Below are 20,272 nucleotides of genomic sequence, written 5' to 3' on the forward strand. Positions count from 1 at the left end.
CTCTAAGAGAGGAGAGCGGGACGGGACGAACGGCATAGAACGGGACGACAGCGGGACGGACGCGGGACGGCGGGACGTTCTCATTGCCCACCGCTTTCGGGCGGCAACCGGGTGCACACGTAGCGTGCCCGGTTCTCGGTGCCGACGTTGCGCAGGATTCCACGTTCTACCAGCACGTTGATTGCTCCGTAGGCGCGGGTGCGGCTGACACCGTTGTCCATGGCGAGGTCTCGTAGCTGTGCGGCCGTCAATCCGGCTGTGCCGCAAGTCGTCCCGGCGATGCCCCACACCTTCCGCAGCGAGACCGGCTCATCGGAGGCGATCGTCCCGCGCGCGACCGGGACGATTACCAGGGACTTTCGGCCGTCCTCGACAACGCCGGGCATGAGCGACTGCGACACCGTGTGCGGTACGAGCCGATAGTCGAAGTCAATCCCGCTCGGTGCGTCCTTGTGTTTCTCGACGTGTATCGACACGCTGAGGTGCTCGGATGTGAGCCGCAGGTCCGACCACACCGCACCATCCCACGCTGTCGAACCGCGCGGAGAGGTGCCCGCTTTGTTGGAGTGGTGCACCGCAAGCACCGTGCAACCGGATGTCTCCCGGATACGCTCGGCCGCCTCGATCGCCGTTCCCTGCTCGGTCGCTGAGTTCTCCTCGAGGCCGAGCGTGCAGCGCGCACGGGTATCGAGCACGAGCAGCCCGGCACCGATCTTGGCCGCCAATTCGGTGGCCTCGATCACGTCGACGGTCTTGCCCAGCTGCACCGGACACGGCAGCACATACAGCCAGCCTTCGAGTTCGCTCGGTTCGACCCGTGTCAGTTCGCACCACGCGTGGATGCGCGCCCTCAGCCCCGAAGCACCCTCGGCCGCGACGTAGACGACTTTCTCTCGTGCCGGTACGTGATGGGTCTCCCAGTTCTGCCCCGCCGCCAATGCGCATGAAATCCCCACTGTCACAAACGATTTGTAGGAGCCAGGCGGCCCGGCTAGCTGGGCGAGGGTGTTGCGGTAGAGCAGGCCGTCGACCAACGGTTCGGCGGCAGGAAGATCGGCCAAGTCGGCCAACGACAACAGTCGCTCACCCAAGGGTGTGCGCCGACCCGGCGGCGCATGGTCGTTATCCGGTCCGCCGGGCTCGGGCCCGGTCGGCGGATCGTCGTCGGTGCGATATTTCGCCACAACCACCGCCGCCTCGGCCGCGTCCTGGATGATCGAGGTCACGCTGCCACACCGCCCGCCCGATGGACACGCTCAACCAACTCCCGGTCCGCGCCACCGCACCGCCACAACAGGCGCGCGATCTCCGCCGGAAGGATGGGCGTAAGCCCATCCGCTGCAACATGATTCGCAGCCTGACACCACGCCTCAAGCATTCGAGCAGTCGGCCCGGAACCGCTATCGCCCAATCCTCGTACCCATGGATCACCACCCGGCAACCGGCGCGCGGCCTCGGCCCGTCGACGCAACGCGCTATTCTCAACTCGGTCCGCCCGACCGCTCGCCGCCCCGGCCGCCAAAGCGCCGGGGCGCGTGAATCTCTCGGTCACAACTACGCTCCCAGTCGGTCGTCCGTGCGCTGCTTACTGCGCGACTGCACCCACGCCTCGATGTCTTCCCAGCGGTAGCGCACCTGCCGACCGGTGACCTTGATGAACGTCGGCCCCCTGCCCGTGTATCGCAACTGCGCGCTCTGTCCGCGCGTCAATCCGGCGTACTCGCAGAACTCAGCATCGGTCGCGAGCTTCCGGCCTCCTGCTCCGTCTGTCATTCCGATCTCCCTCCAGGTCCATGCGCCACACTTGCGAATGCGGCTCACTCATGGATACACCTCACCGAGCCGCGCTTGCAAGAGGGGCTCAGATAGCGTTCAATTCATCGTGACCGAGATCCCAAGTAGGAAGGCTTTGGATTGCCCGAGATAACGCGCCGACCAGAACATCCGGAGTTCGGACGAGAGCGACGACAGCCGAACTATGACATTGCACCCGACCTCTTGGGCTATGAGTGGCTCGAGGTATCGAGCACGGACGAGGACGGGTACCCCTACGACATCACAGCCACAGTCGAGCCCCAGGACGGTCGCTACGTCGTGACCAAAATGGTTGTCTCCCAACGACCCGGCGGTGTTCCGCTGCGTCGTGGCGAACTGGCCAAGATTTCGGTCGACCCATTCGTGTACACGGCCGCATACGAGACGGCGCGTGTAACAGGCCCCGACACGATGCAACCCGTTGCATCGTGGTTCGACCATGACACGGACCAACGTATCCGCGCTGGGCGCATCACCGATGACGAATTGGCCAGGATCGCTGCGTTCTACCGCTGGGTTCGACTCCAAAGCGGCAAGCCAACAACGGTGATCGCTGAGGAATTCGGCATCTCCCGGGCTACTGCAAAGCGTTGGGCCGCAAGGGCTGTCGAGGCCGGATACCTTACCCAAGACGAGCGGAAGAGCTAGCCACATGGCAACGATTGAGCCGTACAAGCTATGCAAGCCGACGTGTCGCGACGACTGCACGAAGCGAGAGCACCAGCGCCACATGGTCCGCTATCGCAAACCCGACGGCAAGCAGACTAAAAAGCGTGGATTCCGCCGCAAGATCGACGCCGAGAACTTCGCGGCCACGGTCGAGGTCAGCAAGATGACCGGCGAGTACATCGCGCCGTCGATGGGCCGTTTGACGGTCGCCGAGATGGGCAATGCGTGGCTACCGCGCCAGGTCCACACCAAAGAATCGTGGTCCGAGCGCGTCGAGTCCATATGGCGTGTACACATCGAACCACACTGGGGCACAAGGCAACTCGCTTCCATAACGCGGCCGGAGATTCGAGATTGGATTGCAGGTATCGACCGCGCGCCGTCCACCGTTGCCGACATCCACGGCGTTCTGTCGTCCATCCTCAGCGAGGCAGTAGACGAACGCCGGATACCGGCGAACCCAGCCGCGGGCGTCCCGCTCCCGCGCCGGGTGCCGGTCGATCACGTCTATCTCACGCACGACCAGGTGGCCGACCTCGCCGCAGAGGTGAGCAAGCACAGCGAAATCGTCATGCTGCTCGCGTATTCCGGTCTGCGTTGGGGTGAGATGGCCGCACTACGTCCGCGCGACGTGAACCTCCGGCGACGACGAATCCACATCGTGCGGTCGGCGTCCAAGGTGAATTCCCGGACCGTAATCGGCACTCCGAAGACGTGGGAACTGCGATCGGTCGCGATTCCCGCCGAAGTGGCCGAACTCCTGGCACCGGTCGTCACGGCGCAGCGCGACCCCGTGGGTCTGCTGTGGTCGCGGCCGGACGGAACTCCGATCCGTCCACCGACCACAACCCATTGGTTCACCAAAGCAGTAGGGCGGCGCATCTCGGCGTCGGTCCCGCTCGACGAAGACGGCGAGCCGGACGGGCCGCCGACGTTCCCGCGCGTGACAGCGCATCAACTGCGCCACACCGCCGCGTCGCTGATGATCGCGAGTGGCGCACACGTGAAGACGATCCAACGCCAGCTCGGCCACAAGTCGGCGACCATGACGCTCGACAACTACGGGCACTTGTTCGATGACGATCTCGACGGCGTGGCCGATCGAATGGGTGTCGGATTCCGCGCCGCCGCTGCAAGGTGTGCCCAAAATGTGCCCGCACAGCCCAATCTTCGGGTAGTCGGGGCATGAAAAAGGCCCCTCACCTGTGGTGCAGGTGAAGGGCCTAACAGTGGAGCTGCCGGGAATCGAACCCGGGTCCTCTGCCGCGTCTCCAGGGCTTCTCCGTGTGCAGTTCGCTGTGTCTCTACTTGGATCTCTGGGTCTCGCGAACAAGCTCAGATGACGATCCCAGTCGCTGTTTGATGTCCCATTCTGGTCCGCGACCGGCCAGGACGGTAATTCCCTCTAGCTGATGCCAGTACCCGGGTCGAGGGACGAACCCGGACTGACAGACTTGCTCTGCTACTTAGGCAGCGAGAGCGAAGTCGCGCTGATTGGAATCGGCGCTTAATTGGTTGCGATGACGCTTACGGTGGTCTCTCGCCTGCACCGACACGCTTCCCCTGAATCTACGTACAAAGTCGAAACCGTTCAGCCCCGTACGTCCCGGCACCTTGCCGGGCTGTTCATGTTAACACCGGCCACAGACCGGTTCTTCCCATTATCCGGCGGGTGTCCTCACGCTGCGGCGATGAGCCCGACGGCGACGAGGGCGAGCACCATGCCGGCCTGCTGCTGCCTGCCGACGCGTTCGCCGAGCAGCACCATGGCGAGCAGGACGGTGGCGGCGGGGTAGAGCGAGCCGATCACGCTGACCAGGGAGAGCAGTGAGCCGTGGAACGCGTGCAGCAGGGCGATGTTGGCGATCACGTCGAGCACGCCGATGTAGCAGGCCAGGCGCAACGGCTCACCCCGCAACCGCTTGAACTGTCTGGCCGACAACGCGGTCACCCACACCACGCCCGTGGCGGCGGAGCGCTGCGCGAGCAGTGGCCACAGCCCGGATGACGCGGCGGTCTGATGCAGGAAGACGAACATGAAACCGAAGGCAAGACCGGATCCGACGGTCAGCAGGGCGACCTTCTTGGTGAACCGTAACTCGCGCCCGCCGGTGATCTCCTCGGTGACAGCGTCCGGCGATTCCCGGCTGACCAGCAGGACGGCGACCAACGCGAACGCGATACCGATGAAGGCGAGCAGCCCGGGTCGCTCCCCGATCACCAGCCCGACCAACACCGGAACGCCGGCCACCAGCACCGCGGTCAGCGGCGAGACGACCGCCATCGGACCGCTGGCGAGCGCGGCATAGAACCACCAGACCGCGACACCGCTGGCGACGCCTGCGGCCAGGCCCCAGCCGATCGATGCGGCGTCCGGGGTCCCGTCGACGAACGGCAGGAGCAGCAGCACCAGCAGAACCGAGAACGGATACGAGTAGATGACGACCCGCAGCGCGGTCACCTTTCGGGCCGCGACACCGCCGTAGAAGTCGCTCACGCCGTAGCCGAGGGCGGCTAGTAGAGCGAGGAGGACCGCGGTCAGCGCATGCCTTTGATCTTCCGCCCTAGCTCACGAGTGACCTCGCGCTCGGCGTCACGCTTTGCCAGATCTTGCCGCTTGTCGTAGTCCTGCTTGCCCTTGGCGAGCGCCAGTTCGACCTTGACCTTGCCGTCGGAGAAGTACATGGACAGCGGGACCAGCGTCTGGTTGCCCTCGCGGGACTTGCCGACCAGGCGGTCGATCTCGCGCTTGTGCAGCAACAGCTTCCGGATCCGGCGCGGCGAATGGTTGGTCCAGGTGCCGTGGCTGAACTCCGGGATGTGCAGCCCACGCAGCCACACCTCGCCGTTGTCGACCGTCGCGAACGCGTCGACGAGCGAGGCCTTGCCTTCACGCAGGCTCTTGACCTCGGTGCCGACCAGCGCGATCCCGGCCTCGTAGACGTCCAGGATCGTGTAGTTGTGCCGCGCCCGGCGGTTGGTCGCGATGACCTTGCGCCCCTGTTCCTTCATAACGATCAACCTTAAGTGACGCGGCAACCGGATTATTCCCAGGTCGTGGCGCGGCACCCGCGGTACTAGCCACCTGGACGCAGGGTGACCCAGAGTGTGAGCAGTGCGATGAAGGCGGCTACGAGCAATACCGTGGAGAATCGGGGTCTGCCGGGGCGTGGGGGTGGGCGATGCCGCAGCCACACACTCTCGACGGTCGGGTCGATCCCCCTGCGGGTGTTCGGCGGCGCGTCCGGAACATCGGTGCTTGGGGAATTGCCCGACGAGTCGCCCCCGTCGTCCGGGCCGTCACCGTGAGCCATAGCGAGCACGGTAGCCCGAGCCGCCGCGACACGCCGCAATTCCCGCGTGCCGCAACATAGTTGGTACTCAGGCGAGACGTCGGGCGAAGGCCTGGGTTGCGGTGGCGGTCGCGACGTCGACGGTGAACACGCGCAGGTCGACGGTGGTCGGGGTGAAATCCAACACCATGAAACCGAGCTCGTGATAGTTCTCGAACAGTGCGGGGTGCTTGCCGCGCGGGGTGACCGCTGGTTCGGCGGAAACGGTCTTGGCGGCGGCGCCGGACACGATCTGGCGGGTGCCCTTGGATTCGACGGTCGGCTCCAGCACCTGCAGCGAATGGTCGTGCCCGGAAAGCAGGAACTGGCAGGCGCCCGCGATGTGGTCCTCGATGAGGTGCTTCACGTGGATGCCGTTGATCGGATCGATGGGCAGGTTCTCGTAGTGGCCCGCGTCGCCGTGCGGACCGTTGTTGAGGTACGGCTGGTGGGTGCAGGCGATCTTCCAGGTGGCGGCGGATCCGGCGATGGCCTGGTCGAGCCAGGCGCGCTGCTCGTTCATGAACTGCCCGTCCACCGACCAGTACGGCGAAAGGATCGGCGGGATATAGGCGGCGAGCGGGTTGACGTCGAGGACGAAGAACTCGACAACGGGGCTCTGCTCCGGCACTCGGACCGAGTAGTACCGGCTCGGCATCCACCAGCGCGGCGAGTTCGCGTGGTACTCGACCTCGTGGTTGCCGCGCGCCAGCCAGGCGCCGTCACCGGGGAAGACGGAACTGGTGTCGTGGTTGCCGAGCACCATCAACCACGGGAAATCCAGTCCGGCATTGGGGGTTTCGAACTTGTCGGCGAATTGGCGGTCGGTGCCGCTGTTCGGGCCGAGTTCGTAGATGTTGTCGCCGAGGCCGAGCGCGAGGTCGACGGGTTCGCGGCGATGGAACTCGCGCATGGCATTGGCGACCGCCCACTGGGTGCGCGTCCCGGTGCCCGCGTCGCCGGTCACCAGCACCCGGAGCTTGCGCCCGGTCGGGAAGGGGAACTTGGTGACACCGGCCGCGACCGGCACCGCCTGTGCGGGCGAGAGGCCGACCAGCGACGCGACGCCCGCCGCGCCCGCCAGGAAGCCTCGACGGCCAAAACTGTTGTCAGGCATGCGATGTCCTCCGCAGTCCGGTGCCCCGCCCGGCGACCATCTTCGCCCATCGGGCGAGCAATGGCGATGCCGGGCGGGGCACCGGATGAACTGGGGAGAACTACTTCGCGGCGGCGACCGGCTTCTTGTTCCGGTCCAGGCCGAGCGCGTCGGACATGGTGAAGAACAGGTCGGTCTGGTCGGTCAGGCCGACCACGTTGGCGGCACGCGGGCCGTACGCGGCGACGCGCAGCTGGGTGCCGGTGTGCTCCTGCGAACCGCCCGCTTCGGCGTTGCCGTAGGAGACGCCCATCTCGGCGCCGTCCTTGGTGACGACCTTGCTGGTCAGCGAGAGCGACTTGGTCTCCAGCGGCACGATCTGGCTGCTGTGCGCGTGGTCGGCGGTGACGATCACCAGGGTGTTGCCGTCGTTCTTGGCGAATTCGAGCGCGGCCTGCACGGCCTCGTCGAGGTCGACGGTCTCACCGACCTGACCACACGGGTTGGCGTTGTGGTCCTGCTTGTCGATCGAGGCGCCCTCGACCTGCAGGAAGAAGCCATCCTTGCGCGGCTTGAGCAGGTCGATCGCCTTGCGCGTCATGGTCGCCAGGTCGGGCAGGGTGGCGGCGCGCTCGGGGTTGGGCTTGCAGGTCTGCGCGGGCAGGTTCAGGCCGTTCTGCACGGCGTTGTCACCGGTCCAGCGGACCGGCATGTTGCCGGGGCTGAACAGGCCGAGCACCGGCGCGTCCTGGTCGGCCTTGGTGACGCCGTCGAGGCCGGCCTTGTCGGCGACCAGGTTGTAGCCGCGCGTCTTGGCCTGATCGCGCAGGGCCTGGCCCTGCCACTGGCCGCCGGCCGCCTTCTGGTCGAAGCTCTTCGAGCCGCCGCCGAGGGTGACGTCGGCGCGCGTGTTGAGCAGCTGCTCGCTGATGGAGCCGAGGCCGCCCTTCTCCAGCGCGTTGGTCGGGCACTTCAGTGCCGTCTCCTCCGGGCCGTAACACTTGCGGTCGGTGACGTGTGCGGCGAGCACGGCCGGGGTGGCGTCCTGGATTTCGGCGGTGGTCACATTGCCGGTGGCCTTGCCGTTGGCCTTGGCGATCTCCAGCAGGTTGGTCTGCGGGGCGCCCTTGAGGTCGACGCCGATGGCGCCGTTGTAGGTCTTGGTTCCGGTGGACCACGCGCTGCCGCTGGCCGCGGAATCGGTGACGTAGTCCGGCTTTCCGGTGTTCTTGTCCAGCGCGTAGTGGGTGTACGAGCCGGTGAGCGGCAGCGCGTCGATGCCCTTGAAATAGCCGCCCGCGCCCTCGGCGACGTTGCGCGCCACGGTGATTTCGGAGTCGCCCATGCCGTCACCGATCAGCAGGATGACGTTCTTGGCCTGGTTGCCGTTGAGCGAGGCGCGCAGGGCGTCGGTCCGGTCGCCGGTGGTGCGGCGGGCGCCACCGTTCTCGGTCACCGTGCCTTTGGCGTTGGGGCTGAGGAGATCGCCGTTGCCCTGCTTCGTGGAATCGGACGAACCGCAGGCGGCCAGGGTCCCGACGAGAACGGCGGCGCCCAGGATGGCGCCCGCACGGAACCGGCGGGGCATGGAACGCGACGAGACAGGGGGCATGAGCGAAAACTCCATTGTTCGTAGATACGTCGGTTGGTTGGAGCCTTGCGATCGCTTCTGAACAAAAAGGGCATAGCGGGCAACCAGGCGGTTACCGGACGATTTCCCATTAGCATGTCCGCATGGGTCAGCCAGCTGTGCGACACGCGAACGCTACTGCCGCACAGCAACTTTCACACAAAATGCGGTACCGAACCCGCTTTCTGGCCATTTGACCAGAAGGTGCAGAATGTCACTCTCCTGCTAGGACCTCCAGCACCTGCTCGCCGTACTTGGCCAGCTTGTTCTCGCCGACGCCGGTGACCGTGCCGAGCTCGGCCAGGCTGGTCGGCTTGCGCGCCACGATCTCGCGCAGCGTGGCGTCATGGAAGACGACGTAGGCGGGAACGCCCTGTTCCTTTGAGGTCGCGGCCCGCCATTCGCGCAGCCGCTCGAACACGGGCAGATCCGCCGGTGCCATGTCGGCGGCCGGGGTCTTGCCCGCCTTGGCCACGCGCGCCGGTTTGGTCGGCCGTTCGCGTTCGCGGCGCAGCAGCACCTGACGTCCGTCGAACAACACCTCGTTGCTCGCGTCGGTGAGCGTCAGCACGCCGTAGTCGCCGTGCACCGCGAGCAGCCCGCCCGCGAGCAATTGCCGCACCACGCCGCGCCATTCGATATCGCGCAGATCGGTGCCGATGCCGAAGACCTTCAGCTCGTGATGATCGTGCTGGAGCACCTTGGGGTTCTTCTTGCCGAGCAGGATGTCGACGATGTGGCCGGCCCCGAAGCTCTGGCCGCGTTCGCGTTTGAGCCGCAGCACCGTGGACAGCAGCTTCTGCGCCGGGACGGTGCCGTCCCAGGATTCGGCCGGGGTGAGGCAGGTGTCGCAGTTGCCGCACGGCTGCTGGTCGTGCTGACCGAAGTAGTTGAGCAACTGCACGCGCCGACAGGTCACCGTCTCGCACAGCGCCAGCATGGCGTCCAGATGCAGCTGCAATTGCCTGCGATGGGCGGCGTCACCCTCCGAGGAGTCGATCATCTTGCGTTGCTGCACAACGTCGTTGAGGCCGTACACCATCCACGCCGTGGAGGGTTGGCCGTCGCGGCCCGCCCGGCCGGTCTCCTGGTAGTAGCCCTCCACCGACTTCGGCAGATCGAGATGCGCGACGAAGCGCACGTCCGGCTTGTCGATGCCCATGCCGAAGGCGATGGTCGCGACCACCACCAGACCGTCCTCGCGCAGGAACCTGGTCTGGTTCTCCGCGCGAGTGCGGTTGTCCAGGCCCGCGTGGTACGGCACCGCGCTGACGCCGTTCTCGGTGAGGAACGCCGCGGTCTTCTCCACCGAGTTGCGCGACAGGCAGTAGACGATGCCCGCGTCACCCGCGTGCTCGGTGCGGATGAATTCCAGCAGCTGGCGATCGGGCTTGTTCTTCGGCTCGATCCGGTACTGGATATTCGGCCGGTCGAAGCTCGCGACGAAGCGGCGGGCCGCGCCGAGGTCGAGGCGCTGCACGATCTCGTCGCTGGTTTTCGCGGTCGCGGTCGCGGTCAGCGCGATGCGCGGCACCTCCGGCCAGCGCTCGTGCAGCATGGACAGCGCCAGATAGTCGGGCCGGAAGTCGTGGCCCCACTGCGAGACACAGTGCGCCTCATCGATCGCGAACAGCCCCACCTTGCCGCGATCGAACAACTGCGCCGTCGTTTCCAACCGCAGCCGCTCCGGCGCCAGGTACAGCAGATCCAACTCCCCCGCGACGAACTGCGCCTCCACGGCGCGACGCTCGTCCGGGAACTGGGTCGAATTCAGGAAGCCCGCACGAACGCCGAGCGCGCTGAGCGCGTCCACCTGGTTCTGCATCAGTGCGATCAGCGGCGAGATCACCACCCCGACACCGGGCCGCACCAGCGCGGGCACCTGGTAACAGAGCGACTTGCCGCCGCCGGTCGGCATGAGCACCAGCGCGTCACCACCCGCGACCACATGCTCCACGATCTCGCGCTGATCGCCGCGGAAGCTGTCGTAGCCGAAGACCCGGCGTAGAACCTCTTGCGCCGCACCGGATTCGGCGCCAACACCGGGATCGGTGTCGGTCGCCGTGGCCGCGAATGCATCGGTGGGAGTCACCCGGCCCATCCTACGAGCGCGCGCTCGCGGCGCTACCGGTACGTCGCCCGAAATTCCCAGCTCGGGTCTCGAGTGGTCCACATGTGGACAAACCAGCACGGGCCGGGTGCCCCAGAGGCACTGACCTGGGACTCCTGCCGGTTGGCCGAATTTCACCGACCTGCTCAGGTCCGAAGCTGCTGTTAGGTTGGCGCACATGGCAATAGGGACGGGGAGTGATCGAACTATCGCGATCAGGACGGGGAGCACTCGACTTCGGGCGGTGTTGCTCACCACGGCGGTCGTGGCGGGGATCGTCGCAGCGGCACCGACCGCGACGGCCGACACCTTGCCGCCCATGTGTGCGGACGGCTGGGTGGCGACGACCCTGGTCGAAGGGGTGGGCAACCTGGAGAACCTCGACGCCGACGGCAACGGCGGCTTCTATGTCACCGGCCTGCTCGACGGCTTCCTCGCCCATGTCGACAGCGCCGGTCGATTCGAGAAGGTGTTGACGGGGCTCGATCATCCGGCGGGCGTGCGGGTAGCCGGCCCGTACGTCTACTTCGTCACCGGGGACGGGATGACGGAAGCACCTGGCACTCTGCAGCGGTACGAGGTAACGACCGGCGCGGTGACAGTCCTACTCACTGGTCTGAACGGTCCGAACGGCCTGCTGCTACTGCCCGACGGTGATCTGCTGTTCACCACCATCGGCGCCAACGGCCCGCCGACCGGGATCTCTCGCTACCGGCCGTCCACCGGCGAGTACACGCCCACCTGGTCCGACGTGCCACTATCCAACGGCATCGCGTTGGCGCCCGACGGAGAGTCCATCTACGCCGACAATCTGACCATGCGGATCTTCCGCATCCCGCTGGATGCCCCCGACAAACAGGTGGTCGTCGCGGGCATCCCGAACCTGATCTCGCTACCCGACGACATGGAGGCGACCCGCGCGGACACCTTGTACGTCGCCGACCACGCGTTCGGCTCGATCAACAAGGTGAACACCGCGACCGGCGCGTCCTGCGCGATCATCACCGGCCTGATCAAGCCCGGCCCGACGCGCAACCCACCGGACGGAACCACCTCGGTCCGCATCGCCCGCGACGGCGACAGCTGGGCTTTGTACATCACCGGGATGGACGGAACCCTGCGCCGACTACGGCCACCGGCGGGCATCGACCTCACCCCGGCCACGCCCACCCGGTAGAAACGAAGGAGCCCGCCCGCATTCCGAGCGCGGATCGGGCGGAGTTCGTGGAAAGGAACCAAGCATGCCGGAGGCGGCTCCCATGATCGTGGCCACGGCCGACGATGCCGAGGACATCGCCAAGCTGCGCGATCGGCTCGCGCGGTGGATGGTCGACAACGGCATCAACCAGTGGACGCCCGGCGAGTACCCGGCCTCGGTCGTCGCCGAGGAAGTGACGCGCGGCGAATGGTTCGTCTGGCGCGACGAGACCCGCTCGCTGATCGCGGTGGTGCGCGTGGTCTGGCGCGACCCGGAGTTCTGGGGCGCCGACGATGCCGAGGCAGGCTACATCCACGGATTGATGGTCGCCCCGGAATGGCGCGGACACGACCTCGGCGGGCGGATCATCCAGTTCTGCACCGACTACACCCTCGCCAACGGCATCACCCGGCAACGCCTCGATACCGCCGCCAACAATCCGGTACTCCGGAAGTACTACACCGCACAGGGTTTCACCGAGCTCCGTGAGGCACCGCTACCGCCCCAGTTCCGCGGCACGACCACCGTCGTACTGATGGAGAAGATGCTGGCCTGATGACCGGAACGGCCACTCGGTACCTCTACCTCGCCAGGCACGGCGAGGCGACACCGGACGAGAGCACCCTGAGCGAGCGAGGTCGCAGCCAGGCCTGGCTGCTCGGTGAGCGGCTGCGGCACAGCCCGCTGGCACAGGTCCACCACGGTCCGCTGCCCAGGGTGACGGAGACGGCGCAGCTGATCGTCGACCGCTTGGCCGGGGTGCCCCTGCACGCTGCGGCAGCCGCGGGCGACTACCTGCCCTACCTGCCGCGGAAGGACGAACTCCCCGCGGAGTCCGCGGACGCCCTACTCGGCTTCCTCGCCCAGTTTCCCGCCGAGCAGCGCGACCACGGACCACGGCTGGCGCAGCAGGCCGTCGAGCAGTTCACCGGCCCGGTGGCGGGCGACGCACCGCGCCACGAGCTGGTCGTCACGCACGCCTTCCTCATCGGCTGGCTGGTGCGGGCCGCGCTCGACGCGCCGAAGTGGCGCTGGATGGGGTTCAGTCCCGCCAACGCCGCGCTCACCGTAATCCGTTATGCGCCAGGCAGACCCGACTCCGTGCTGCTCTTCAACGACACCGGCCATCTACCACCGGACCTGCGCTGGACCGGCTTTCCGCCGGAACTCCACATCTGAGCAGGCCGTGCCTCGACCACACCGAATGGCCTCGACCGCACCGAATGCGTGACACGACAGGCACGGTCTCGGCGCGCTACGACCCGAGCCGCCTGCGAACTCGGCCGGACAATCGCCCGCCCGCGACTCAGGGCCGCAAACGACGCAACGTCTCGTCGTGCAACAGGCCGTTCGTCGCCACCGCGTCGCCACCGTGCGGCCCCGGTTGACCGGCAAGGGAGGTGAAGCGCCCACCCGCCTCACGGACCAGAATGTCGAGCGCGGCCAGATCCCACAGGGACACTTCGGGTTCGGTCGCGATATCGAGCGCCCCCTCCGCGAGCAGGCAATAGGTGAAGAAGTCGCCGTAGCCACGCACCCGCCACACGTCGTCGGTGAGCGCGAGGAAGTTCTCCCGCAACCCGCGCTCCCGCCAGCCGGACAGACTGGCGAAACCAAGACTCGCCGAGCTGAGCTCACCAACGGCGGACACTGAAATCGCCTTCGGCGCTTCGGCATCGAAGCTGGCCCAGGCACCGGACCCCGCCGCCGCCCACCAGCGCCGGGACAACGCGGGCGCACTCACCACGCCGACCACCGGCACACCGTCTTCCAGCAGCGAGATCAACGTCGCCCAGATCGGCACCCCACGCACGAAGTTCTTCGTGCCGTCGATCGGATCGATCACCCACTGCCGCCCGGTGAACTCGGCGTCGCCGCCGAACTCCTCCCCCAGCACCGAATCGTCCGGCCGCTGCTCGGAAAGCATCTGCCGGATCGCCTTTTCCACCGCGAGATCGGCATCCGACACCGGCGTCAGGTCCGGCTTCGCGTCCACCTTCAAATCGAGCGCCCCGAACCGGGCCCTGGTAATGCCGTCGGCCGCATCGGCCAACCGCAGCGCGAGTTCGAGGTCAGAAGAGTCCACAGCCACGCCCGAACCCTATCCGGTCACCTCACCAGGCGATCCGAGCGGCACGACTCCGCGCGCAGACAGCTGTGAGCAGGCGGAAGATCTGGATTGCCGGATCGCGACGCCATCGGACCGTGGCGTCGGAGTCCGGCGTCACGGACTGTCAGGCCGCTCGACCGTCTTTCCAGCGCCCGCCCATCACCCCACCGCAGCAACCATGCGCGCCGCCGCCAAAGCATCAGCCCACCACTGCAACTGATCGAGCATCGCCAACGCCGCCGCGGCAGGCTCGTCCGGTTCCCGAAGCCGACCTTCGGCATCGAAGAGCAGGTAGTACCGCGGAAACGAAACGTAGTTACGCACAGTGTGCGCGTTCAGCTCATTGAAGATCTGCCGCAGATGTTCAATGGCAAGCAGCCCACCACTCGCACCGCTGTACCCGACGAAACCTATTGCCTTGGCATCCCATTGCGTGAAATGCCAGTCGATCGCAGCCTTCAACGCGGCCGGAATGCTGCGGTTGTAATCGGGCGTGACGATCACGAACGCGTCCGCCGCCGCGAGCCGCTCGGTCAGATCGAGCATGCCGTCCGGCCGCTCGGGATTCGGCTCGAGCGCCGGTGACACGGCGGGCAACGCCAACGGCAAGTGCGCCTCCGCCAGGTCGATGACATCCACCTCGAACGCGCCGTGATCCCTGGCGTGCTCGGTGAACCATTCGGCCACCACCGGTCCGAAGCGTCCCTCCCGGACGCTGCCGATGATCACCGCGAGTTTCAATGCCGACATCTGACTTCCTCCCACAGATTCGGCGACCGTGCTCGGCCGCAGCTCCCAATCTGCTGGTCATTGCCACACCCAGGAAGACCGCCGTAAGAGTGGTAGTGACAGGGACACCCTCCAACCGCCACTACTTGTTACGTTCGAAGAGTGAGCGACAACGAGCTGGGCCTATTCCTGCGCACCCGGCGCGAGGCGGTCACTCCCGCCCAGGTCGGCCTGGCCACCGGACCACGCCGCCGCACCCCCGGCCTGCGCCGCTCCGAACTCGCTACCCTTGCCGGGGTAAGCGTCGAATACATCACCCGGCTCGAGCAAGGCCGCGATCGCCGCCCCTCACCGCAGGTGCTTTCCGCGCTCGCCGACGCCCTTCGCCTCAGCGCGAGCGAACGCGTGCACCTGCACGTCCTCACCAAATCCGCCGACGCGGGCTTCAACTGCATGGGCGGCGCCCAACCACCACGCGAGGTGCGCCCCGCAGTCCGCGCCATCCTCGACCGCCTCGAACCCGCGCCCGCGGTGGTCGTGAACAGACTCACCGAGGTCCTCGCCCACACCGACGGCTACCACCGCCTGATGGCACCGTTCGGCCTGTTCGACACCACCCCGGCGAACCTGGCCCGCTTCGTCTTCACCGACCCGCGCGCCCGCACCGCCTACCCGGACTGGCACCACCTCGCCGACCAGACGGTCGCCACCCTCAAACACGGTCCCTTCCGCAAGGATCCACACCTCGCCGCGCTCGCCGACGAACTCACCGTCACCGTCGGCCCGGAATTCACCGACCGCGTCGAGACCGTGCCCAGTCTCCCCACCGCCACCGGCATCACCCGATTCGCTCATCCCGACGCGGGCCAGCTGCGCCTGGCCTACGAAATCCTCGGCCTCTCCGCCGACGACGACCAGCACCTGATCGTCCACCTCCCCGCCGACGAGTCGACCGCCGCCGCCCTCGACAAGCTCGCGGGCCGCCGCCCCGGCGCCCTGCACGCGGTCTAGCTCCGAGCACAGGCAACCGAACGCAACCCATTCGAGCCGCACTGCTGATTTAGTAGCTGCGCCATACCAGTAGGCTTGACCATCGTGCATCCTGACGTTTCTGCTGATCTCGCCGAACTCGACGCCACCCTCAAGACGGTCGAATCGGTCCTCGACATCGAGGAGCTGCGCCGACGCATCGACGAGCTCGAGCACCAAGCCGCAGATCCCGATCTGTGGAACGACCAGGACCACGCTCAGCAGGTGACCAGCGAGCTGTCGCACGCGCAGGGCGAACTGCGCCGCGTGGAGGAATTGCGGCAGCGCCTCGACGACCTGCCGGTTCTGTACGAACTTGCCGAGGGCGAAGAGGGCGAGTCCGCGGTGACCGCACTGGCCGACGCCGACGCCGAACGCGCCGCACTGCACGGTGACGTGGAGGCCCTCGAGGTCCGCACCCTGCTGTCGGGCGAATACGACAAGCGCGACGCGCTGGTCAACATCCGCTCCGGCGCGGGTGGCGTGGACGCCGCCGACTGGGCCGAGATGCTGATGCGCATGTACATCCGCTGGGCCGACCGGCACAAGTACTCCGTCGAGGTCTACGACACCTCCTACGCCGAAGAGGCGGGCATCAAGAGCGCCACATTCGCGGTGAAGTCGCCCTACGCCTACGGCACGCTGTCGGTGGAGATGGGCACGCACCGGCTGGTGCGGATCAGCCCGTTCGACAACCAGGGCCGCCGTCAGACCTCCTTCGCCGAGGTCGAGGTGCTGCCGGTGGTCGAGACCACCGATCACATCGAGATCCCCGAGGGCGATATCCGCGTCGACGTCTACCGCTCCTCCGGCCCCGGTGGACAGAGCGTCAACACCACCGACTCGGCGGTGCGCCTGACGCACATCCCGACCGGCATCGTGGTCACCTGTCAGAACGAGAAGTCCCAGCTGCAGAACAAGATTTCGGCCATGCGCGTGCTGCAGGCCAAGCTGCTGGAACGCAAGCGGCAGGAAGAACGCGCCGAGATGGACGCGCTCAAGACCAACGAGGGCGCGTCCTGGGGCAACCAGATGCGCTCCTACGTGCTGCACCCGTACCAGATGGTCAAGGATCTGCGGACGAACTACGAGGTCAACAACCCGTCGGCTGTGCTCGACGGCGATATCGACGGCTTCATCGAGTCGGGCATCCGCTGGCGCATGCGCGAGCAGCCGAGCTAGTTCGTTGCGGGTAGCGCAATCGGCGCAGGCTTGCGCGGAATCGTAGGACGTACGGCGGTAACCTGTCTGGCGTGCGTCCAGTTGGGAGTTCAGTCGAGGTGTTGACCATGTCACTCGCAACGACCTCGGAAACCACGAACTGGCTACGTTCCAACGGACTCGAGATCGTGCTGTTGATCCTCGGTGCCGTGCTGTTCAGCCGGTTCGCCACGTTCCTCCGGGATCGGATCACCCGCAAAATCGACGCCGAGTTCCGCGGCGGCGACGCGCTGGTGCGCACCGAGGCGGCCAAACACCGGCACGCGCTGGCCCAGGTGGTCACCTGGGTGGTGCTGACCATCGCCTACGTGCTGATCGGCATGGAGGTGCTGCAGCGGCTCGGCTTCGCGGTCACCGGCCTGGTCGCCCCCGCCGCGGTGCTCGGTGCCGCGCTCGGTTTCGGCGCGCAGCGCATCGTGCAGGACATCCTGGCCGGGTTCTTCCTGATCACCGAACGGCAATACGGCTTTGGTGACGTAGTTCGCATCGCGGTGACTGGAGCATCGGAGATGGCAGAGGGTACGGTCGAGGACGTCACGTTGCGGATCACCACACTGCGCAATTCCGACGGTGAAGTGATCACCGTGCCCAACGGCCAGATCGTGAAAGTGACGAATCTGTCGAAGGATTGGGCACGCGCCGCGATCGACGTTCCGGTGGCCGCGAGCGCGGACATCACCAGGGTCAACGAGATCCTGCACGAGGTCGGTACAAAGGCGTACGAAGATCCTCGACTCAAACCACTGCTACTCGACGAGCCCACGGTGATGGGTGTCGAGGACTTGACCGTTGACCAGATGAACATCCGAATGGTTGCCCGCACCTTGCCGGGCAAACAGTTCGAAGTCGGACGCGAACTGCGGGTGCGAGTAGCCGCGGCATTGCGCCGGGAGGGAATCAGTGAGACCACGTAGAACCATCTCGCTCTTGAAGGAAGCGGTGCGACCCACCGCGCTGCTGAAGGAATCGAGACCACGTCGCTCCACCGCGATCCTGATGGCCACTTGGGTCGCCACGTTGGTGCTTTACCTGTTCGTCAAGCCCGATCAACCTTTCGCGCCCGGCTCCGAACCTAGCCTGAACACCGTTCCAGCAGCGGTGAATCCAGCGGTCGCGCCACGCTGAACTGGACAAACGCCACGCTGAGCTCGGCGGACTCGCCGGGCGTCGGTGATCGGCAACACGGCGGACACAGATTTGCTGGTTACGCTGGCTCCCCGTGATCACGATGCGGAATCACTGCCGGGCGCTCTGAGCTGCACTAATACTGATATTCGGCCCCCATAGCACGTTTATGGCACGAATTCAGTCGTGGAGCGCGTCGTTGACGTCCACCAGCGCACGGTCGTTTCCTACAGCGCTTGGCTACGGCGGCGAACTCCGACATCGCTCATCCGCGAGTTCTGACGTCGGACGACGAAGCTGAGATCAGCTGATATCGGGCCAGATCTACCGTCACTGACGAGCGCGTCACGCGGGATGGGCGAGACCGCAGAACGCGCGGTAGCCGATTACCGGTCGAGTTTCGCCAACGGCGTGATCATGGAACAGACTGCGCGTCATCAGCTGATTCGCTCACTCCGCACGCCCAACCGAGACATCCGCCACTGTCGCCTACCGCGCCGAGCGAAGCGGCCACGTCGTGGTAGCTGGCGGACCAGACCGGTTGCGGCTCACAACATCCGGTGGTGCCGATCAGCGGATCTCGACCACCACTTTGCCCAGGGCGCGTCCCGCACCGACGTAGGCCAGCGCGTTCGCGGTCTCGTCGAGGGGAAAACTGCGGTCGATGTGGATACCGATCCGTCCCGCGACACACGACTCCGCGAGGGGCGTGAAGTGCGCAGGCCCTTCCTTCACCGCGAGGACCCCGAGCCCGCGGCCGGTCACCATTCCGGCGACCACTCCGACCGTCGTCAACCGCAGCAACGCGAGCGTGGTGCCGCCGACGCCGCGGTACCGGCCGCCACGCGCGACCGACCTGCGATAGGCGAAGACCGACCGGTGGGCAACGAGGTCGAGCACCCGGTCGTACGGTCCGGTTCGGGTGAAGTCCTCAGCGCGATAGTCGATGACGTCGTCAGCGCCGAGCGTGCGCATGAACGCCAGTTTGGCGGCGTTGTCCACCCCGGTCACATGAGCCCCGGCACTCTTGGCCAACTGGATCGCAAACGCTCCGGACCCGCCGCCCGCTCCGTTGATCAACACCGACATACCGGCTGTGATGCCGGCCGTGCCCTGCAGTGCTATCGCCCCCGCCTGTGGCAGCGTCGACACCTCGGCGAAGCTCAGCGACGCCGGTTTGTGAGCCAGCGCCGATTCAGGAACCACGGCATATTCCGCGAACCCACCCTTGAGCATGAGATTGTCGCCGTAGACCTTGTCACCCGGTGCGAACAGTGTGACCTCGGAGCCGACGACTTCGACCCGTCCGGCGATATCGGATCCGAGAACCGGGCGCCTAGGTGCCCAGAGCCCGCCGATGCGTGAATACAGCGGCGTCCCCCGCAGTGTCTCCCAGTCGGAGAGGTTGACCGACGTCGCGTGCACCTGGACGAGCACCTGTTTCGGCCCTGGGGAAGGCACTGGGACCTCCGCGATCGACAGCACCTCGGGGCCGCCGTAGCGGTCGTACACGACGGCCCTCATGCGATTCCAGCACCGAGGATCGAGCGACAGCCTGACACATGACGAACTCTAGTCGGCGGGCCGCCCCGCGACCGGCGAACTGTGCGTCGGCATTCGGCGTGACTCACCGAACCCTCTCCGCAAACCAGCAACGTCCTGTACTACCGCGTGACGCGCGGGTCCGATGGGCCACGCGAAATACCCCAAAGATTAACGGGCCGAGGCTATCTCGACATCCACCAACCGGCGGTCCGTCGAACGTCCGCATCTGCCGCGGCCACAACAGCGGCCCACCCAACGAACTGTCCCGCAGACCTGGTCGACCCGGACGGGGATGCAACCGCACCGCCTCTCGCCTAAACGCAACAAGTTCGGGAAACAACGCCTCCAGATCGACCGGCCTCGGCGGAGTCGTACGCACCATTCACGAAGAGTACGAACCCGTAACCGGCACCGTCCACCAAACCCGCAGCGGCCCAACCATTAGCGAGCAGCTGCTCCGCTCACACCGGGCGTAGCCAACGCCAGATCAAGAATCCAGTGGTGAATGGGCCGAATGCCCTGACATGCCACATACCGCGGGTTGGTCATCCGCCCAAACTGGTTGACTGACACCACATCCCACCGCGCGCTCATGCAAATTTCATGCTATTGGCGGCTGCCCGAACGCGTTGAGAGGCGTTGACCCGGTAGCCTTTGCCTGGG

At 66.3% G+C, this 20,272-nt stretch carries 19 protein-coding genes and 1 other RNA gene; 8 read left to right on the forward strand and 12 right to left on the reverse strand.

Translation table 11 applies throughout. The features are described 5' to 3' along the window. Positions 1–80: 80 nt before the first annotated feature. The gene (locus tag ACIBK2_RS33785) at positions 81–1,226 is read right to left on the reverse strand and encodes an AAA family ATPase (protein ID WP_396973286.1); all 1,146 of its coding nucleotides are present in this window, start codon (positions 1,224–1,226) and stop codon (positions 81–83) included. Between the two features lie 328 nt (positions 1,227–1,554). After that, positions 1,555–1,773 carry a helix-turn-helix transcriptional regulator gene (locus ACIBK2_RS33790; RefSeq protein ID WP_396973287.1) on the reverse strand — a complete coding sequence of 73 codons (219 nt, stop codon included), beginning with the start codon at positions 1,771–1,773 and terminating at the stop codon, positions 1,555–1,557. Positions 1,774–1,914: 141 nt separating this feature from the next. On the opposite strand from ACIBK2_RS33790, the gene ACIBK2_RS33795 reads away from it, so the two are divergent. Further along, positions 1,915–2,463 (forward strand): helix-turn-helix domain-containing protein, encoded by a 549-nt coding sequence (locus ACIBK2_RS33795; RefSeq protein WP_396973289.1) that lies wholly within the window; start codon positions 1,915–1,917, stop codon positions 2,461–2,463. Positions 2,464–2,467: 4 nt separating this feature from the next. Next, positions 2,468–3,673, forward strand: a complete 1,206-nt coding sequence (locus tag ACIBK2_RS33800) for a tyrosine-type recombinase/integrase (protein ID WP_396973291.1) — start codon at positions 2,468–2,470, stop codon at positions 3,671–3,673. 38 nt (positions 3,674–3,711) lie between these two features. Here ACIBK2_RS33800 and ssrA read toward each other — a convergent pair. The 7 genes from ssrA to recQ form a co-directional block, all read right to left on the reverse strand. After that, positions 3,712–4,083: a transfer-messenger RNA gene (gene ssrA, locus ACIBK2_RS33805) on the reverse strand. Between the two features lie 79 nt (positions 4,084–4,162). Continuing rightward, positions 4,163–5,026 (reverse strand): EamA family transporter, encoded by an 864-nt coding sequence (locus tag ACIBK2_RS33810; RefSeq protein ID WP_396973598.1) that lies wholly within the window; start codon positions 5,024–5,026, stop codon positions 4,163–4,165. Beyond that, complete coding sequence (gene smpB, locus ACIBK2_RS33815; RefSeq protein WP_379285330.1) at positions 5,023–5,496, reverse strand: SsrA-binding protein SmpB; 474 nt, start codon at positions 5,494–5,496, stop codon at positions 5,023–5,025. Before smpB ends, ACIBK2_RS33810 begins: the two co-directional genes overlap by 4 nt. 65 nt (positions 5,497–5,561) lie before the next feature. Then, positions 5,562–5,798 carry a hypothetical protein gene (locus ACIBK2_RS33820; protein WP_379285331.1) on the reverse strand — a complete coding sequence of 79 codons (237 nt, stop codon included), beginning with the start codon at positions 5,796–5,798 and terminating at the stop codon, positions 5,562–5,564. A 67-nt stretch (positions 5,799–5,865) separates the two neighbouring features. After that, positions 5,866–6,933 carry a metallophosphoesterase gene (locus ACIBK2_RS33825; protein ID WP_396973294.1) on the reverse strand — a complete coding sequence of 356 codons (1,068 nt, stop codon included), beginning with the start codon at positions 6,931–6,933 and terminating at the stop codon, positions 5,866–5,868. Positions 6,934–7,033: 100 nt separating this feature from the next. Next, positions 7,034–8,524 carry an alkaline phosphatase gene (phoA, locus tag ACIBK2_RS33830; protein ID WP_396973296.1) on the reverse strand — a complete coding sequence of 497 codons (1,491 nt, stop codon included), beginning with the start codon at positions 8,522–8,524 and terminating at the stop codon, positions 7,034–7,036. A gap of 232 nt (positions 8,525–8,756) precedes the next feature. Further along, on the reverse strand, positions 8,757–10,634 hold the full coding sequence (gene recQ, locus ACIBK2_RS33835; protein WP_396973298.1) for a DNA helicase RecQ: 1,878 nt from the start codon (positions 10,632–10,634) through the stop codon (positions 8,757–8,759). A 262-nt stretch (positions 10,635–10,896) separates the two neighbouring features. On the opposite strand from recQ, the gene ACIBK2_RS33840 reads away from it, so the two are divergent. The 3 genes from ACIBK2_RS33840 (at position 10,897) to ACIBK2_RS33850 (ending at position 13,029) form a co-directional block, all read left to right on the forward strand. Then, positions 10,897–11,829: an SMP-30/gluconolactonase/LRE family protein gene (locus ACIBK2_RS33840; protein ID WP_396973300.1), complete on the forward strand. Its 933-nt coding sequence runs from the start codon at positions 10,897–10,899 to the stop codon at positions 11,827–11,829. Between the two features lie 64 nt (positions 11,830–11,893). Then, the gene (locus ACIBK2_RS33845) at positions 11,894–12,406 is read left to right on the forward strand and encodes a GNAT family N-acetyltransferase (RefSeq protein WP_396973302.1); all 513 of its coding nucleotides are present in this window, start codon (positions 11,894–11,896) and stop codon (positions 12,404–12,406) included. Beyond that, entirely contained in the window at positions 12,406–13,029 is a 624-nt protein-coding gene (locus tag ACIBK2_RS33850) for a histidine phosphatase family protein (protein WP_396973304.1), read from the forward strand. Before ACIBK2_RS33845 ends, ACIBK2_RS33850 begins: the two co-directional genes overlap by 1 nt. Positions 13,030–13,156: 127 nt before the next feature. On the opposite strand, the gene hisN is transcribed toward ACIBK2_RS33850, so the two are convergent. Then, complete coding sequence (hisN, locus tag ACIBK2_RS33855; RefSeq protein ID WP_396973305.1) at positions 13,157–13,942, reverse strand: histidinol-phosphatase; 786 nt, start codon at positions 13,940–13,942, stop codon at positions 13,157–13,159. Between the two features lie 177 nt (positions 13,943–14,119). Next, positions 14,120–14,710: an NADPH-dependent FMN reductase gene (locus tag ACIBK2_RS33860; RefSeq protein WP_396973307.1), complete on the reverse strand. Its 591-nt coding sequence runs from the start codon at positions 14,708–14,710 to the stop codon at positions 14,120–14,122. 141 nt (positions 14,711–14,851) lie between these two features. Here ACIBK2_RS33860 and ACIBK2_RS33865 point away from each other — a divergent pair, with 141 nt between their 5' ends. The 3 genes from ACIBK2_RS33865 to ACIBK2_RS33875 all read left to right on the forward strand — a co-directional run bounded on the left by ACIBK2_RS33865 (position 14,852) and on the right by ACIBK2_RS33875 (position 17,853). Next, on the forward strand, positions 14,852–15,700 hold the full coding sequence (locus ACIBK2_RS33865) for a helix-turn-helix transcriptional regulator (RefSeq protein WP_396973308.1): 849 nt from the start codon (positions 14,852–14,854) through the stop codon (positions 15,698–15,700). A gap of 84 nt (positions 15,701–15,784) precedes the next feature. After that, positions 15,785–16,900, forward strand: coding sequence for a peptide chain release factor 2 (gene prfB, locus ACIBK2_RS33870; RefSeq protein ID WP_396973310.1), 1,116 nt, complete (start codon positions 15,785–15,787; stop codon positions 16,898–16,900). A gap of 107 nt (positions 16,901–17,007) precedes the next feature. Continuing rightward, positions 17,008–17,853 (forward strand): mechanosensitive ion channel family protein, encoded by an 846-nt coding sequence (locus ACIBK2_RS33875; protein WP_396973312.1) that lies wholly within the window; start codon positions 17,008–17,010, stop codon positions 17,851–17,853. Positions 17,854–18,634: 781 nt separating this feature from the next. Here ACIBK2_RS33875 and ACIBK2_RS33880 read toward each other — a convergent pair. Continuing rightward, on the reverse strand, positions 18,635–19,588 hold the full coding sequence (locus ACIBK2_RS33880) for an NAD(P)-dependent alcohol dehydrogenase (RefSeq protein WP_396973314.1): 954 nt from the start codon (positions 19,586–19,588) through the stop codon (positions 18,635–18,637). Between the last annotated feature and the right edge of the window lie 684 nt (positions 19,589–20,272).

Source organism: Nocardia sp. NPDC050175 (assembly GCF_044459885.1).
GTDB lineage: Bacteria > Actinomycetota > Actinomycetes > Mycobacteriales > Mycobacteriaceae > Nocardia.

Coding starts and splice junctions, on each gene's coding strand:
- ACIBK2_RS33790 (WP_396973287.1), bottom strand. CDS start 1,773: ATGACAGACGGAGCAGGAGGCCGGAAGCTCGCGACCGATGCTGAGTTC.
- ACIBK2_RS33800 (WP_396973291.1), top strand. CDS start 2,468: ATGGCAACGATTGAGCCGTACAAGCTATGCAAGCCGACGTGTCGCGAC.
- smpB (WP_379285330.1), bottom strand. CDS start 5,496: ATGAAGGAACAGGGGCGCAAGGTCATCGCGACCAACCGCCGGGCGCGG.
- ACIBK2_RS33820 (WP_379285331.1), bottom strand. CDS start 5,798: ATGGCTCACGGTGACGGCCCGGACGACGGGGGCGACTCGTCGGGCAAT.
- ACIBK2_RS33825 (WP_396973294.1), bottom strand. CDS start 6,933: ATGCCTGACAACAGTTTTGGCCGTCGAGGCTTCCTGGCGGGCGCGGCG.
- phoA (WP_396973296.1), bottom strand. CDS start 8,524: ATGCCCCCTGTCTCGTCGCGTTCCATGCCCCGCCGGTTCCGTGCGGGC.
- ACIBK2_RS33845 (WP_396973302.1), top strand. CDS start 11,894: ATGCCGGAGGCGGCTCCCATGATCGTGGCCACGGCCGACGATGCCGAG.
- ACIBK2_RS33850 (WP_396973304.1), top strand. CDS start 12,406: ATGACCGGAACGGCCACTCGGTACCTCTACCTCGCCAGGCACGGCGAG.
- ACIBK2_RS33860 (WP_396973307.1), bottom strand. CDS start 14,710: ATGTCGGCATTGAAACTCGCGGTGATCATCGGCAGCGTCCGGGAGGGA.
- ACIBK2_RS33875 (WP_396973312.1), top strand. CDS start 17,008: ATGTCACTCGCAACGACCTCGGAAACCACGAACTGGCTACGTTCCAAC.
- ACIBK2_RS33880 (WP_396973314.1), bottom strand. CDS start 19,588: ATGAGGGCCGTCGTGTACGACCGCTACGGCGGCCCCGAGGTGCTGTCG.